The sequence below is a fragment of the Pseudomonas morbosilactucae genome, assembly GCF_023241715.1.
Taxonomy (GTDB): domain Bacteria; phylum Pseudomonadota; class Gammaproteobacteria; order Pseudomonadales; family Pseudomonadaceae; genus Aquipseudomonas; species Aquipseudomonas morbosilactucae.
Map to the genome: position 1 here is coordinate 43,987 of NZ_JALQCW010000003.1, position 15,176 is coordinate 59,162.

A 15,176-nucleotide genomic window follows, 5' to 3' on the forward strand; every position below is an offset into this window, starting at 1 on the left:
ACTTCGATGAAGAGTCTGCATGCGATCCCTGTCGATTCATCTGAATGAAGCACCTGATGATGCCTCGCCGGCCAGTCTAAGGGACTTGATAATGGCTGGCACGGTAAAAGTAATCGGAGTCGTCCCAGGTGTAGCCCACACCCTGGCCTAAGTGTACGAGTCGATATCCAGCTCCCGGGGCGCCCCGATGACATAACCCCCGATCAACTCAGCGATCGCCTGATCAGGGTCGTCAGCGGGCGGTGGAATCATCGCCAGTTGCTCCAGCGCGGTGTTTTCCGCGTGCGCTCTCCAGTGTGGCAAGCCCTCTGCCAGCAAGGTCGGCTGACCGGCGAAAGTGCCGTATACATCGCGCTCGCTGACCCTGGTAGCGCTCAACTCAAGCAGGCGTTGACGGGTTGTATGCAGACGGTCGATTTCCTGAGTAATCCGTTGCCTTGCCATGACCCGCTCGTGAGCGTTGAGATAGGCATCGGGCCGCGCCGCCTGGCTCCGCCCCAAGTCGCGCAGCTGTTGAGTGATGCGGATCAATGCCCGATCGACCCAGTCGAATTCACGCTCGGTCACCAGGTTACGTGTGAACTCCTGTGACTCCTGCCAACGGCGCAGGGTGGCCCAACAGTTGGGGATGTAGCTATCGATCATCTTGTGATCAACGTTGTCCACCAGTTGCCGAAGCAGCGAGCCGCGCACCGGCAAACCGTCGATCTCCTGCAGCACCCTGGCACAGCCCTGATCGAGGATGGTGCTACAGCCCGGCGCCCAGAGCATCGCCGACCTGTGCCCTGTGCCAAAGTCCACCGGCTGAAAGTGCTGCAACTGGCCATGGTGGGCATAGGGTTCGCCGGTAAAGTTGATCAGGCCTGAAATAAACAACGTCAAGCCAACCGGCGCATCCAGCACCAGAACCGAGCCTCGCGCTGCGAGCTGCTTGGGCTTGGAGGTGCTCATCCAGGTTGCCGGCACGCTCGGCACCGGGTCGTGGTGATTGACTATGCGGTGGTGTAGCAGCGCCTTGGCACCTTTGACAAAATCGGTATCGCCGGCCCTTGGGCTGCCGTAGGTGTAGAGCAGGATGTCATAAGTGAAACCTGTCCTGCGCCGAAGCATTTCGGAGAGTATGAGCGCCACTGCGCCACCCAGGCTGTGTCCTGTAATGACGAGTTTTTGTCCGCTGTAGAATTTATCCAAATAGTCGGTAACAAAGCTCCTAAGTGCTTTGGCTGCGCCATAAAAGCCGTTATGCACCTTGCCGTCGCCCTCCTCGAAAGGTACTTGCTCAGCGTCCATATCGCGGAATACATCGGGCATTTCGGCCGTGCCACGCACGGCAAGCAAAATCAGCTCATCGTGATGGGTGATATAGGCCTGGGTATCGGTGCCGCCTTCATCCAGACGGTCATCAAAAAAGTGAATCCTCTCCGGATGTTCCTGCGCATTTCCCAGGCTCGGATGATTGACCTGCGGGTACAGCTCCGGGTCGAACGGGATAATTTCCAGGCGCCTCGAGTAGGGCACGTCCTCATACAGCGGGTAATAGGCCTTGCCCCCAGCCTGCGCCGCATCCACCTGCCACAGTTCGTCAAAGGCTGGCAGCACTGCGCCAAACCAGTTGCCGCTGCTGGGCTGCACGGGAAACCCCACACGCGCGCTTTCCACCGGTTGCGTGCGAGGTGCCTGGTCAAAGTTGCTGTAACTCAGGGTCGTCAGCACCGCCAGTTGGTAGAGGTTAAGTGCGCAAAACTTGGCATCGGTCGACAGCATTGGCCGCAAGGCCCGCAACGGCCTTACCTCCAGCACGTGATGGCGGTTGGGCAGCAGAGCAATGCCCGCCACCCTGGATGGCGGAGAGATAAAGTCCTGGTCAACCAGCGTCCGATCGGTCGTGATCCCGTCCGGTGGTGCTCCACCGTCGAGGTAGCCCGTAGGCTTGATCTTCGAGCCCTTGGGCTGGGGCGGAAGTCGAAACAGTGAGTACACATGTTGGTTGGGTGGGAAATGCCGTTCGACCATCAGCGGCAAATGGGCGTCGTGCTCCACCAGCTCACTGACCTCAACCTGATAGAAACTATCAGCTCTGTCCTGTGCGGGGTTGCTCCGCGTGCGGGCACCGCTGTTGTTGAAGAAACGAGTGCTTTCGGCGCGGACTTGCAGTTCGGTGATGGGGAGTGGGTAGTGTGGTCTGCTTTTTAAATCCTTATAGGGCTCCAAGGAACCCTGATAAAGCTGGTTTATCGTGAGCAGGACGGGTCCGCAGTAGTGGTCCTCCAAGCGCCCCACACCATCGATATCAAGCCTGCCGGTATAGGTGACGTTTTCATAATCGGTTACTTCATAAGCCAAACCTGCATAAGGCTTGCCGTCACCGAACTCGTCCACCAGTTGAAAACTGGTCTGCTGACCGCGCAAGGGGCAAGTGTATATACGGCCCTCCATGGAAGGGCCGTCAGCGGCGGGTAGTGTTTTAAAGTTCATGGGCTCACCTCCGTGTTTTCAGTACACCCTGGGTAGATGCTGCAGATACGGCCATCAGGCATTTGGAAGGTGCTGAAGTCGATGTAATTACCGTTGCAGTAAGCACGTTGATCCTCGAAGCTTTTACCCATGCAACGTTTCCAACCTCCGGGTACTTTGACCCACGTATCTCCCCAGCCTGGTTTTTCCTCAGCCGCTAACTTGATTTTCAAACGCACGGTTTTTCCCGGTAGTTGGTCCAGGGTGTAGGCCGCAAATGGATGACCTAAGGTCGGGTTGCCCTGTGCATCGGTGTTTGTGCAGGTCAGGATTTTTACAATTCGCCGTAAACCGCCTGATGTCCGAAACAGCAACTGGCAACGCCCCGACACCTGGCTTTCACCGACAGCGTTGAATGTGCCTTTATCTCGGTCATCCAAGTGGTCACTCACATGGACCTTTCCAAAGTCTCGGGCAACGTCTCCCCAATCCTTGCCATATGTAGCGTTGATATAAAACTCGACGGACTGCAGTGCCAACCGACAACCACTCACTGTTCTGTGCAGCACTATTTTGGAGTCGCGTTGGTACTCTTTCTGCCACGTTCTGTTGATACCCATCCGTGTGTTTTTGCCGCCAGGTACGCTGCAGGTTTCACCTTGGGCCGGTACATAGATGGCGGTGGCTTCGTAAGTGAAGTCCGGCGGCAAGTCCGCGCTCAAGGTAAAACTGTCGGAGGTGCCCATGGCCGAACAGCCTGTTGCCAAAGCCAGGTAGCCGATGAACAGCCAGCGTTGAATAAAGCTGTTCATAAGGGGCCGCTCCCCTGCCAATACAGGGCTTCTTGACGAACACGTTCAATGTGTTGCTCAGGGGTTTCGCCAGGTCGGGGCAGCCAGAATGTCGGCAGTGTGTAATCCGCGGCTCGCAGGCTTTGGGTCAGAAGGAAATAGAGGGCATCAGGTGCCTGCCAATTCCAGGTTGTGGCCAGGTCGAGTTGGGTGCGCAGCCAGGTGTCGATGTCTTGGTGTTCGGCAAGCGCCGCCAGCAGGTCTGTGTGCTCGCGCATGAGGTAACGCCTGATGTTGTCGAACTGCACGGCGGTGTAGGTGGCTTGCGGCGTGGGGATGTTCAGCCACTGCGGCTCAGGCGGCACCGGGTGCGTGCCCGGGGCCGGGTTGTCGTGGACGTTCCATTGTTCGGCCTGCCAGTAGCACACGCTGGCGATGGGCCCCAGGTAGCCTGGATGGTGTTCGGCTGGCATATGGGCCAAGGCCCGTCCCAGCACACGGTTGTCATGAAAGCGGTAAAGGCATTGATGGGGTGGCTCGCCGACCACCAATCGGTCGCGCCAATGTTGGGTCAGGGCATCAAGTTCGGTGGCCGGGGCGGTGGCCAACCATCCCCAATCGGCTTCAGGCGCCTTGAGCAGGGCCGCGAGCAAGTGAGGGGCTGCCCGATCAAGTTGAAACAGATAAGGCCCTGCGCTGGCCAGCGAATGAGCTGGGGTACTGCGATACACCGCGCGGTAGCGCTCGTGGCCCACCTCGGCGATCAGGGCATCGCGGGCGTCAAGCGCCCCATCGGAGTCCAGCACCAGGTAGAGGCCGCGCCCTAGCCGGACTTGTTCATATAGCCATTGCTCCACGCTTTTCATGCACGTTCTCCGAGGTCACACAGACCATTGCGGCAGGCTTCACACAGCGGGCAGAAATCCACGGCCTGTTGCTTGCTCGCACTCATGATGGACAGTGGGTTGTCGATGATTGCCTGGGGGGCGCCGGCCAGCGATTCCAGGGCTTGCTGCGGCGCGACACCGGCCATCGGCGCACCGCCCAGCACCACCGGCTCGCTGCTGAAAATCCCGCCCGGGTTGATGACCAGGTGCTGGCCGCCGGCCTTGAGGGTCAGGCTCGTGCCGGCATCGATCACCACGTGGGCGGCGGTGAGCCGAGCCTGGGTGCCGGCCTGTAGCACCAGGCTGCCGTCGACATGGGTACTGGCGTTGCCATCGATGGACAGCCATTCATGGCCGGCAATCACGGTGTTGCGCACGCCTTGGGTGGTGTGGGTTTCGTTGCCCTGGATCAGGCTTGAGCTATGGCCGTCGACCTGTTCGTGGCGGTTGTTGCCGATCAGGCTGTGGCTGTCCTGGGTGATCTGTTCGTGGCGCGAATGGCCGATGGTGGTGGTGCTGTCGTTGAGGATCAGGTGCTCAAGATCCCGTTGTGCCCGCAGGAAGATTTTTTCCTGCCCGGCTCGGTCTTCGAGCATCAGCTCGTTGTAGCCGCCACTGTTGGGTGTGCTGTGGCTGCGCAGAACGGTTTTACTGTGGTTTTCCGGCAGGGTGTACGGCACAGGGGTGGCGGTGTTGGCCACGCACCCGGTGATCAAAGGCTGATCGGGGTCGCCTTCCAGGTAGGTCACCACCACTTCCATGCCGATGCGGGGAATGCTCACGGCACCAAAATTGTCCCCGGCCCAGCTGGATGACACCCGCAACCAGCAACTGCTTTTATCGCTGTTGAGTTCCGTGCGGTCCCAGGGCAGCTCGACCCGGACCCGGCCCAGGGCATCGCAAAAAATCTCTTCGCCCGGCGGCCCTGTCACCCGTGCGGTCTGGCTCACCAGCACCGGTCGGCGCGGGGGCAGCGGCGGGCGGAACAACACGTCCCAGGGAATGGCGCTGAAATGGTTGTGGTAACCCTGGGTAAAGCCGTCAGGGGCGCTGGTATCGAGGGCTTCTTCGAGGACCTGGGGCTGCTTGCCGCGGTGATGAACACTGAGCAGCAGCCACAGGTCATTGCAGGCGTTGCGCGGGTGATCGCTCAAGGTGAAGAAGTGGCCGCTGCGCAGGGTCGGCTGGCCGCTCTCGCCTTCGGCCAACTGATAGTCGACACGGTGACTTTCCAGGGCTCGCTGGACCTGCTGTTGACCGCGCGCCTCGGTGGGCAGCGGCAGTGGGTAGCGATAGTCCTCAAGCGCCGGCCCCGATACGACGCTGTGGGTCCTTTCCAGCAGCCGATTGGGCCGCTGCACGTCATAGTCGCGGCGGGTGACGGCTTGGGGGCGGGTGCTGAACCGCTGGGCGAAACGCTTGACGGTCGGGCCGTCGGCGACCTGCCCGCTGCCAGGTTGGTAAGGCGTTGTGTCGAGTGTCGGGAAGGCGGTCTGATTGTCGCTAAACACCAGCAGATGATTGTCCGCCGAGTGCTGGTGGTGCCAGGCGATGCCTTCTTCGGCGCACAGGCGCTGGATGAATTCGAAATCGCTTTCGGCGTATTGGGTGCAGTACTCGCGCTCAGGGGCGCTGGGCACATGAAAGGCAAACACATCTGGTTGGATGCCGTGGCCCTGAAGCACCTGGGCCACGATCTGCGGCACGCTCTGATGTTGGAAAATTCGCTGGTTGTGGCTGAACTGCAGGTAGTGCAGCACCGGCACCAGCCGCAGGTGATAGTGGCTCAGGCGCCTGCCAGACGCCCCGGCGGCAATGTCTTCGATCCGCCCGTGCAGGCCTTCGCCCTTGGGGCCAAAACGAAGAAATGCCGGCTGACGCAGCAGGGGCTCCAGGTCGATATTCGGGTTTTCGCTGACCAGTTCGATATGGATGGCGTACAGGCTGCTGAGGGCTTCGATACCGTCAAAGGCCAGTACCTTGAAGTCGTGGCGAATTGAGGGAATCAGCAGGTCGAAATAGGCGGAGCCAGCCGGCGCGAACATACGCTAGTCCTTCAGCGGTGAAGGTCGACAAAGGCGTTCGGGACGGCGCCGATGCCAAGGAAGAATGAGGGGGTCATGCTAGGGAGGAGGGCAGAGCACCGGCTACAGGGGGATTCTGAAAGTCCCGCGGAAAGGTCGCTAATGCTGCAGTAAGAAACGAGGGGGGCGCCCTCGCCGTTAGACGGCGGGGCTGAGAGGGGCTGGTGCCCTGACCGGTACCAGGGCGCTGGCGGATTAAGGCACCAAGTACCCGCGCACCCCGGTAAAGATGATCTGCGCGGCCAGGGCGCAGACGAACAGCCCCATCAGGCGGCTGACGATTTGCAGGCCTTGTTCGCCGAGGATGCGTTCGATGCGGTTGGACAGGTAGAGCACCACGCCGACAGTGAAGCTGGCCAGGGCGATGCTGACGATAGCCATCAGTTTGTCGTCCCAGTGCGGCTGACTGACGCCCATGACCAGCAAGGCGCCGATGGTCCCGGGGCCGACGGTCAGGGGAATGGTCAACGGCACGATGGTCACGTCTTGCTGCACATTGTCGGTCTGCACCGCCGATTTGCCTTGGGCCATGCCCAGGGCGGAGATGAACAGCACGCTGCCGGCACCGATGCGGAAGGCGTCCACGGTGATGCCGAAAACGCTGAAAATCACTCGGCCGAACAGGTACAGCAGCACGCTGGACACCAGGGTCGCCAGGGCAACTTTCCAGGCCAGGCGTCGGCGCTCCTTGCTGGAGTAACCGCGGGTCAGGCTGATAAAACACGACAGGACGAAGAAGGGGCTGTAGAGCACCAACATCTTCAGGTAAACGCTGAACAACACGTGGAGCATGGTGGGAGCTCACAGCGAGGAAAGGGCGAGCGGGAGTTTAACAGGCGCCGCGCATGCTGTCGGCTCGGCCGGTACGAGGCTGGCTTCGGCCTTGGGCCAGGCGCTTTAACTGACGTGTTCGGGTGTCGCCGGGCCGGAGTAGAGGCTGTAGCCGCGTTCCCAGTCCGAGTTCAGGTGGCGGTTGCGGAAATCAATGTCGAACAGGGGGCGGCCGGGGAGTGCTGGCGTGTGCTCATGGCGCTGTTCAGCTCGTGCATGTGGGTGAGGAACGCTGGGTAGTCTTCGACGTACACACAGTCTTCCCGGGCAAAGCGCAGGCTGACCGTGGCGTTGCAGATCACCGCCAGGTTAAGGGTCAGGCCGGGGCCGACGCTGAGGCGGCCGCCAATGTCATAGATCCGGTCACCGGTTTCCAGGGGCTGGCCCCAGGCCTTGTCGATGCTGTGCCGGTGGCCCTCGATGTCGACGGTCAGTGACGACTCGTAGCCCTTGACCTGTTCGAAGTGCACCTCGGCCTTTTGCACAATCAGAAAACTGTCGTCGTCCGCTGGCGGCACCCAGTCCGGCGCTTGTTGCGCCAGGCTGTCGATCACCGGATCGTCGAGGCGGTTGAGGACAATGTTGAACAGGGTGAAATTGAAGTGCTCAAGCAGGGCCTCGTTCAGCCCGATGTCGATGTAGGTGGTCAGCCCGCCGGCATTGGCGTAGTCGATGGCGCCGAAGGCGTGGCTGATGTCCAGTTCGATCATGGGGCCCGGCCGGTTCAGGTGGTTTGCGCGGGCGCGCGGTCACGCAGGTCGCGCTGTGCCACCCAGTGCTCAACCAGGTCGCGCAGCTGCGAGAGTTCCACCGGCTTGGCCATGTGCCCATCCATGCCGGCCTGGCGCGCGCGCTCCTTGTGTTCGGCGAGGATGTGCGCGGTCAGGGCCACCACCGGGGTGCGGATCCGCTGGTTGCCGACTTCCCACGCCCGCAGTTGCTGGGTGGCGGAAAAACCGTCGAGCACCGGCATTTCGCAGTCCATCAGCACCAGGTCGTAACGCTGGGCCTTCATCGCCTGCAGGGCCTCTTCGCCGTTGCTGGCGGTGTCGGGTTGCAGGTTGAGCTTGCCGAGCATGCCGCGGATGACTTTGGTGGAGATGCTGTTGTCTTCGGCCACCAGGATGCGGAAGTCGCTGGGCACGGCGACCGCTTCAGCGGCCGCCTGGACCACGCTGGCAGGCGAGGAAGTCGCCGCGGCCTGGCCCTTGTTGCGCTGGTTCAGTTCGTCGGCCAGGGTGGTCTTGAGGGTGTAGCCGGCCACGGGCTTGGCGAGGATGCGCTTGATCCCGGCATTGCGGGCGATGACCTTGCTCGGCGCGTTACTGATGCCGGTGAGCATGATCAGCAGGATGTCGTGGTTCAGGCTTGGGTCTTCCTTGATCTTCGCCGCCAGCTGCATGCCGGTCATGCCGGGCATGTTCTGGTCCAGCAGCACCACGTCGAAGTAGTCCCGCAGGTGCGCCTTGGTCCGCAGCAGGGCCAGGGCTTCCTTGCCCGATGGCACGGCACTGACGTTCAGGCCCCAGGCGCTGCATTGCTGCACCAGGACCTTGCGGCAGGTGTCGTTGTCGTCCACCACCAGCACCCGGGCGTCTTGCAGCGGGCCATCGAGGTCGGCGGTCGGGTGCTCCAGGCGCTCCGGGTCCAGGGGCAGGGTCAGCCACAGGGTGCTGCCCTGGTTGGCGCTGCTTTTGATGCCGAACTCGCCGTGCATCAACAGCACCAGTTGCCGAGCGATCACCAGGCCCAGGTTGCCACCCAGCCGCGTGGCGGCGAGGAAGTTCTTGCTGTGCAGTTCGGTGTGCAGCAGGGCGTCACGCTCTTCGGCGTCCATCGGCTGGCCGCTGTCCTGCACCGCGATGCGCAGGCGCGGTTTGCTGCTGCGTTCGTCGAGGGCGACCACGATCAGCACTTCGCCTTCGTCGGTCTTCTTCAGGGCGTTTTCCAGCAGGCTCAGCAGCGCCTGGCGCAGGCGCGTGGGGTCGCCACTGATGACCCGCGGGACCTGGGGCTGGATAAAACTGATGAGCTCGACGTTCTGCTGCTCGGCCTTGGCGCGGAAGATGCTCAGGCAGTCTTCGATCAAGGCGTTGAGGTCGAACTGCACGTCGTCCAGTTCGATCTGCCCGGACTCCAGCTTGGAGATGTCGAGGATCTCGTTGATCAGGGTCAGCAGTTCATTGCCAGCGCTGTGGATGGTCTGCACGTAGTCCCGTTGCTTGACCGACAACGGCGTGCCCAGCAGCAGTTCGGTCATGCCCAGCACGCCGTTCATCGGTGTGCGGATCTCATGGCTGATCTTGGCCAGGAACTCGGCCTTGGCGTTGACCTCGGCATTGCTGGCCGCCAGGTCACGGCTTTCGCTGAAGCGGTTTTCGGTGATGCTGCGCTGGCGTTCACCCAGGGCGATGCTCATCAACAGGCCGCTGACGCAGATCACGCAGAGCAGGGTGATGATCAGCCCTTGCGGCGAAACCAGGGTCAGGCCCAGCAGCGCCGGGAGAATCACCAGGGTGCCGAGGTTGAAGATCACCATGGCCAAGACGAACAGGCGGGCCGGACGATAGCCCTTGTGCCAGTGGTAGGCGCCGACGAAGAGCATGCTCAGGCCGGCGAGGGCCACCAGGGCGTAGGTGATGATGTTCAGCGGCAGGGTGCTGACAAACAGCAACAGCAGGCTGCACAGGCCGACCAGCAGAATATCCCCCAGCAGCAGGCGGTTCAGCGGGTGCGGGCCCAGGGGCGCGAAGTAGCGGTAGGCGAACATCAGGCCGCAGGGCGCGGTGAGCAACAGCGCCAGATAGGCCCCGGGTGTTTGCAGGGCCGACATGCTCGGCATCCAGGGGCTGAGCAGGTTGAGCAGCATCAGCAGGCTGAGGGACAGCAGGATTTCACAGGCCGCCAGCCACAGGCTGCTTCTGGAGCGGGTGTAGGCATAGCGCGTGAGGTTGTGCAGGATCAGCATCGCCAGGCAGCCGAACAGCAGGCCATAGATCAGCGTCTGGCTCTGGTTGGCGGCACTGCTCACCGCCGCCTCCAGGGTAATGTAAGGCCGTAACTGGTGGTCGGAGACCAGGCGCAGGTAGACGTCCAGGGTTTTCTGGCTTTGCGGCAGCGGCAGCATCAAGTCGCTGCTGGGCAGCAGGGGAGTATCGGTCTGGGGGGGGCAGTGCCGGCGTTCTGTTGTGCGATCAGCTTGTCGCCGTCGAGCACATACAGGTTCAGGCGCGACAGGTCCGGCGCGAAGATGCGCAGCAGCTGTTCATGTTGGCCCGGTTGCAGTTTGAAGCGTAACCACAGGGCGCCATCGGGGTCGGCGGCGGTCAGCTTGTCCAGTTCGATGGGGCTGAACTGGTTGATGTAGCGTGCGGAGCGGATATCACTGAGCTGCAGGTCGGCCTGTTCGTCGAGCAATACCGACCAGCCACTGCCTTGAGCGGCCTGGGCCGTATGCAAGCAGAGCAGGGTCAACAGGGTGACAGCGAAGCCTACGGCATTCCTGAGCCAGCGCACGGCGAGATCCCTTCGTTGGTTGATGCCTGATTATAACTATGCGCGGCACCATAACCGCGCGGCAAGGGCCAGGGGCCCTTGCCGATGACCAGGGCTGAGCTTACTCCTGGTTGTCGCCACGTTCACGGGCAATGGCGCGGTAGCCGATATCCTTGCGGTAGAAGCAACCCGGCCAGTCGATCTTGGCTGCCAGCTGGTACGCCTGCTGTTGGGCGGCGTCGACGCTGTTGCCCAGTGCGGTGGCGCAAAGCACGCGGCCGCCGGAAGTGACCACCTGGCCGTCCTTGAGGGCGGTGCCCGCGTGGAAGACTTTGCCTTCCAGTGCAGCAGCCGCGTCCAGCCCCTGGATCACGTCACCTTTGGCGTAGTCGCTCGGGTAGCCACCGGCTGCCAGGACGATGCCCAGGCTTGGGCGTGGGTCCCACTGTGCCTCGACTTTATCCAATGCCTGGGCCAAGGCCGCTTCCACCAGCAGCACCAGGCTCGATTGCAGGCGCAGCATCACCGGTTGGGTTTCCGGATCGCCGAAGCGGCAGTTGAACTCGATGACTTTCGGGTTGCCGGCCTTGTCGATCATCAGACCGGCGTAAAGGAAGCCGGTGTAGACGTTGCCTTCGTCGGCCATGCCGCGCACGGTCGGCCAGATCACCAGGTCCATGACCCGCTGATGCACTTCGGCCGTGACCACAGGGGCCGGGGAGTAGGCACCCATGCCGCCGGTGTTCGGGCCGGTGTCGCCGTCGCCGACGCGTTTGTGGTCCTGGCTGGTGGCCATCGGCAGTACGTTCTTGCCGTCGACCATGACGATGAAGCTGGCTTCTTCGCCGTCGAGGAATTCCTCGATCACCACGCGGGAACCGGCTTCGCCGAAAGCGTTGCCAGCCAGCATGTCGCGCACGGCGTCTTCGGCTTCGGCCAGGGTCATGGCGACGATCACGCCTTTACCGGCGGCCAGGCCGTCGGCCTTGATCACGATCGGTGCGCCTTTTTCACGCAGGTAAGCCAGGGCCGGCTCGATCTCGGTGAAGTTCTGGTAATCGGCGGTCGGGATCTTGTGGCGTGCCAGGAAATCCTTGGTGAAGGCTTTCGAACCTTCCAGCTGGGCGGCGCCAGCGGTCGGGCCGAAGCAATCCAGGCCGCGCTCGCGGAACAGGTCGACCACACCGGCCACCAGCGGCACTTCCGGGCCAACGATGGTCAGGGACACATTCTTCTCGGCGAAATCCGCCAACTGCTCCAGGGCCAGGACGTCGATGGCAACGTTCTCGCACTTGGCTTCGATGGCGGTGCCGGCGTTGCCGGGGGCCACGAATACTTTTTCGACCCGTGGGTCCTGAGCGACTTTCCAGGCCAGGGCGTGTTCACGACCGCCGCTACCGATGATCAGTACATTCATTTCAAAAACCTCGGATGACGCTAATTCTGTTTTAGAACCTAGAGCGCTTCACGCCATAGGAGGTTGCAATGACGCCGGTAGATGCAAGGCGGAGCCCATCTCGATGAGCGCAGTTGCCTGTTGGCAATGAGCATCATCGGGATGGGCTCCAACGCAGCAGATGCCGGTGTCAGTGCGACCGTTGTCGTATCAGTGCCGGAAGTGACGCATGCCGGTGAAGACCATAGCAATGCCGGCTTCGTCGGCAGCGGCAATCACCTCTGCATCACGCATCGAACCGCCTGGCTGGATCACGGCGGTGATGCCGACCTTGGCGGCATTGTCCAGGCCGTCGCGGAACGGGAAGAATGCGTCGGAGGCCATGACCGAACCAGCGACCTGCAGACCGGCGTGCTCGGCCTTGATGGCGGCGATGCGGGCGGAGTTCACGCGGCTCATCTGGCCGGCGCCGACACCGATGGTCTGGCGGTTCTTGGCGTAGACGATGGCGTTGGATTTAACGTACTTGGCGACTTTCCAGGCGAAGATCAGGTCATTGATCTCTTGCTCGGTCGGGGCGCGTTTGGTCACGACTTTCAGGTCATCGGCGCTGATCATGCCGATATCACGGCTCTGGACCAGCAGGCCGCCGTTGACGCGCTTGTAGTCCCAGGCCGCAGCGCGGTCAGCCGACCACTCGCCACAGGCCAGCAGGCGCACGTTGGCTTTGGCGGCGACGATGGCGCGGGCTTCTTCGCTCACCGACGGGGCGATGATCACTTCGACGAACTGACGCTCGACGATGGCTTTGGCGGTTTCAGCATCCAGTTCGCGGTTGAAGGCGATGATGCCGCCGAAGGCCGACTCGGTGTCGGTGGCGTAGGCCAGTTCGTACGCCTGGCGGATACCGCCTTCAGCGTCCGGGCTCACGGCCACGCCGCACGGGTTGGCGTGCTTGACGATGACGCAGGCTGGTTTGACGAAGCTCTTCACGCATTCCAGCGCGGCGTCGGTGTCGGCCACGTTGTTGAACGACAGCTCTTTGCCTTGCAGCTGGGTCGCAGTGGCGATGCCCACTTCGGCCGGCTTTGCTTCTACGTAGAACGCCGCGCTCTGGTGCGGGTTCTCGCCGTAGCGCATTTCCTGGGCCTTGATGAACTGGCTGTTGAAGGTGCGCGGGAATTCGCTGCGACCTTCTGTGCTGAGGGTTTCAGCGGCCTGGTTCACGGTGCCCATGTAGTTGGCGATCATGCCGTCGTAGGCGGCGGTGTGTTCGAACGCCTTGAGCATCAGGTCGAAACGCTGGGCGTAGGTCAGGCCGCCGGCCTTGAGGCCTTCCAAGACGCTGGCGTAGTCGCTGGCGTTCACCACGATGGCCACGTCTTTGTGGTTCTTGGCTGCCGAGCGAACCATGGTGGGGCCGCCGATATCGATGTTCTCGATGGCGGTCGGCAGGTCGCAGCCTGGCTTGTTGATGGTGGCTTCGAACGGGTACAGGTTGACCGCTACCAGATCGATCGGCTTGATGCCGTGCTCGTTCATGATGGCGTCGTCGATGCCGCGACGGCCGAGGATGCCGCCGTGGATTTTCGGGTGCAGGGTCTTCACCCGGCCGTCCATCATTTCCGCAAAACCGGTGTAATCCGCGACTTCCACTGCGGCCACGCCGTTGTCCTGCAGCAGCTTGAAGGTCCCGCCGGTGGAGAGGATCTCCACGCCCAGGGCTTCCAGCTCCTTGGCGAATTCGAGGATCCCGGTCTTGTCGGACACACTGATCAAGGCGCGGCGGATCGGCAGGCGGGTAGTCTGGTCGGTCATCTCAATTTCCATCAAAAGCAAAGGAGTCAGCAAAAAAGGCGACCGTTTTTTACGCGGGCGCCTTTCTGGTTTGATTGAATGCTTACAACAAATCGTACTGCTTGAGTTTCTTGCGCAGGGTGCCGCGGTTCAGGCCCAACAGCTCGCTGGCTTTGGTCTGATTGCCCTTGACGTAGTTCATCACGCTTTCGAGCAAGGGAGCCTCGACTTCGGAGAGCACCAGGTTGTACACGTCCGTGACGGCCGCGCCCTCAAGGTGGGCGAAATAATTGTGCAGCGCCTTCTCGACACTCCCGCGAAGGGTCTGACCTTCTTCGCTCGGCGTATTGAGGTGCTGTTTCAAATTCACGTTGTCGCTCACGGGTGCTGTTCCACTCACTAAAGTCTCGGTCATCATCGTCATGCGGCCACCCCCTCTCCGTCCCCTGTCACCAGGCTCTTGTAACGCTCGGCAAAGAACTCACGAACGTTGGCGCATTGTGCTTCCGTATCTTCCAAACGATTGAAGTGGGCGCGAAACTCCCTGGCGCCCGGCAGGGTTGCGAGATACCAGCCCACATGCTTGCGCGCAATGCGTACGCCCATGACATCCCCATAGAAGGCATGCAGCGCGGCCAGGTGCTCTAGCAGAATACGTTCCACCTCGATCAGTTCCGGTGCCGGGAGGGTTTCACCGGTCCGCAGAAAGTGCTCGATCTCACGAAAAATCCATGGCCGCCCTTGAGCGGCCCGGCCGATCAACAGCCCGTCGGCGCCGGTGGCGTGCAGCACGCGCCGGGCCTTCTCAGGGGAGTCGATATCGCCATTGGCGAACACCGGGATCGACACCGCCTGCTTGATCGCGGCAATGGTGTCGTACTCGGCTTCTCCGGTGTACAGGTCGGCGCGGGTCCGACCGTGGACCGCCAATGCCGTGATGCCTGCCTGTTCGGCGATCTTCGCCACCGTCAGGCCATTCTTGTTCGCCCGGTCCCAGCCGGTGCGGATTTTCAGGGTAACCGGGACATCAACCGCTGCCACGACGGCATGCAGGATCTCCCTCACCAGGTCTTCGTCTTTCAGCAACGCGGAACCGGCGGCCTTGTTGCAGACCTTCTTTGCCGGACAACCCATGTTGATATCAATAATCTGTGCACCCAACTCGACGTTGGCGCGGGCGGCCTCCGCCAGCATCTGTGCATCGCCACCGGCAATCTGCACCGAGCGCGGCTCGGGATCGCCTTCGTGGATCATTCGCAGCCGCGACTTGCGGCTGTTCCACAAGCTCATGTCGCTGGTGACCATTTCCGAAACTACAAGGCCGGCGCCCAATCGCTTGCACAGCTGACGAAAGGGCTGGTCTGTAACCCCCGCCATCGGGGCGAGAATCAAGCCGTTGGGCAATGTATATGGGCCGATGCGTACCGCCGACATAGGACTT

The 15,176-nt window shown here is 61.8% G+C and carries 10 protein-coding genes and 1 pseudogene; all 11 read right to left on the bottom strand.

All coding sequences use genetic code 11. The features are described from left to right. Nucleotides 1–147: 147 nt before the first annotated feature. The 11 genes and pseudogenes from M1B34_RS00980 to dusB all read right to left on the bottom strand — a co-directional run bounded on the left by M1B34_RS00980 (nucleotide 148) and on the right by dusB (nucleotide 15,169). Nucleotides 148–2,475, bottom strand: a complete 2,328-nt coding sequence (locus M1B34_RS00980; RefSeq protein WP_268264194.1) for a lipase family protein — start codon at nucleotides 2,473–2,475, stop codon at nucleotides 148–150. Continuing rightward, nucleotides 2,472–3,266, bottom strand: a complete 795-nt coding sequence (locus M1B34_RS00985) for a hypothetical protein (RefSeq protein ID WP_268264195.1) — start codon at nucleotides 3,264–3,266, stop codon at nucleotides 2,472–2,474. Before M1B34_RS00985 ends, M1B34_RS00980 begins: the two co-directional genes overlap by 4 nt. Beyond that, nucleotides 3,263–4,111 (bottom strand): DUF4123 domain-containing protein, encoded by an 849-nt coding sequence (locus M1B34_RS00990; RefSeq protein WP_268264196.1) that lies wholly within the window; start codon nucleotides 4,109–4,111, stop codon nucleotides 3,263–3,265. The genes M1B34_RS00985 and M1B34_RS00990 overlap by 4 nt, the downstream gene beginning before the upstream one ends. Further along, complete coding sequence (gene tssI, locus M1B34_RS00995; protein ID WP_268264197.1) at nucleotides 4,108–6,177, bottom strand: type VI secretion system tip protein TssI/VgrG; 2,070 nt, start codon at nucleotides 6,175–6,177, stop codon at nucleotides 4,108–4,110. Before tssI ends, M1B34_RS00990 begins: the two co-directional genes overlap by 4 nt. 234 nt (nucleotides 6,178–6,411) lie before the next feature. Then, nucleotides 6,412–7,008 (bottom strand): MarC family protein, encoded by a 597-nt coding sequence (locus M1B34_RS01000; protein ID WP_268262989.1) that lies wholly within the window; start codon nucleotides 7,006–7,008, stop codon nucleotides 6,412–6,414. A gap of 170 nt (nucleotides 7,009–7,178) precedes the next feature. After that, nucleotides 7,179–7,757, bottom strand: a complete 579-nt coding sequence (locus tag M1B34_RS01005; protein WP_268264198.1) for a hypothetical protein — start codon at nucleotides 7,755–7,757, stop codon at nucleotides 7,179–7,181. A 14-nt stretch (nucleotides 7,758–7,771) separates the two neighbouring features. After that, nucleotides 7,772–10,563 (bottom strand): annotated as a pseudogene (locus M1B34_RS01010) (hybrid sensor histidine kinase/response regulator). A gap of 100 nt (nucleotides 10,564–10,663) precedes the next feature. After that, a complete protein-coding gene (purD, locus tag M1B34_RS01015; protein ID WP_123329733.1) occupies nucleotides 10,664–11,959 on the bottom strand; it encodes a phosphoribosylamine--glycine ligase in 1,296 nt (431 codons plus the stop codon). A gap of 189 nt (nucleotides 11,960–12,148) precedes the next feature. Next, nucleotides 12,149–13,756: a bifunctional phosphoribosylaminoimidazolecarboxamide formyltransferase/IMP cyclohydrolase gene (gene purH / locus M1B34_RS01020; protein ID WP_123329735.1), complete on the bottom strand. Its 1,608-nt coding sequence runs from the start codon at nucleotides 13,754–13,756 to the stop codon at nucleotides 12,149–12,151. 82 nt (nucleotides 13,757–13,838) lie between these two features. After that, nucleotides 13,839–14,159 (bottom strand): DNA-binding transcriptional regulator Fis, encoded by a 321-nt coding sequence (gene fis, locus M1B34_RS01025; protein ID WP_007921650.1) that lies wholly within the window; start codon nucleotides 14,157–14,159, stop codon nucleotides 13,839–13,841. Next, nucleotides 14,156–15,169, bottom strand: coding sequence for a tRNA dihydrouridine synthase DusB (dusB, locus tag M1B34_RS01030; protein ID WP_123329737.1), 1,014 nt, complete (start codon nucleotides 15,167–15,169; stop codon nucleotides 14,156–14,158). The genes fis and dusB overlap by 4 nt, the downstream gene beginning before the upstream one ends. Nucleotides 15,170–15,176 lie beyond the last annotated feature (7 nt).

Excerpts from the sequence above, each read along its gene's own strand:
- M1B34_RS00980 (WP_268264194.1), bottom strand. The coding sequence starts at position 2,475 with ATGAACTTTAAAACACTACCCGCCGCTGACGGCCCTTCCATGGAGGGC.
- M1B34_RS00985 (WP_268264195.1), bottom strand. The coding sequence starts at position 3,266 with ATGAACAGCTTTATTCAACGCTGGCTGTTCATCGGCTACCTGGCTTTG.
- M1B34_RS00990 (WP_268264196.1), bottom strand. The coding sequence starts at position 4,111 with ATGAAAAGCGTGGAGCAATGGCTATATGAACAAGTCCGGCTAGGGCGC.
- tssI (WP_268264197.1), bottom strand. The coding sequence starts at position 6,177 with ATGTTCGCGCCGGCTGGCTCCGCCTATTTCGACCTGCTGATTCCCTCA.
- M1B34_RS01000 (WP_268262989.1), bottom strand. The coding sequence starts at position 7,008 with ATGCTCCACGTGTTGTTCAGCGTTTACCTGAAGATGTTGGTGCTCTAC.
- M1B34_RS01005 (WP_268264198.1), bottom strand. The coding sequence starts at position 7,757 with ATGATCGAACTGGACATCAGCCACGCCTTCGGCGCCATCGACTACGCC.
- purD (WP_123329733.1), bottom strand. The coding sequence starts at position 11,959 with ATGAATGTACTGATCATCGGTAGCGGCGGTCGTGAACACGCCCTGGCC.
- purH (WP_123329735.1), bottom strand. The coding sequence starts at position 13,756 with ATGACCGACCAGACTACCCGCCTGCCGATCCGCCGCGCCTTGATCAGT.
- fis (WP_007921650.1), bottom strand. The coding sequence starts at position 14,159 with ATGACGATGATGACCGAGACTTTAGTGAGTGGAACAGCACCCGTGAGC.
- dusB (WP_123329737.1), bottom strand. The coding sequence starts at position 15,169 with ATGTCGGCGGTACGCATCGGCCCATATACATTGCCCAACGGCTTGATT.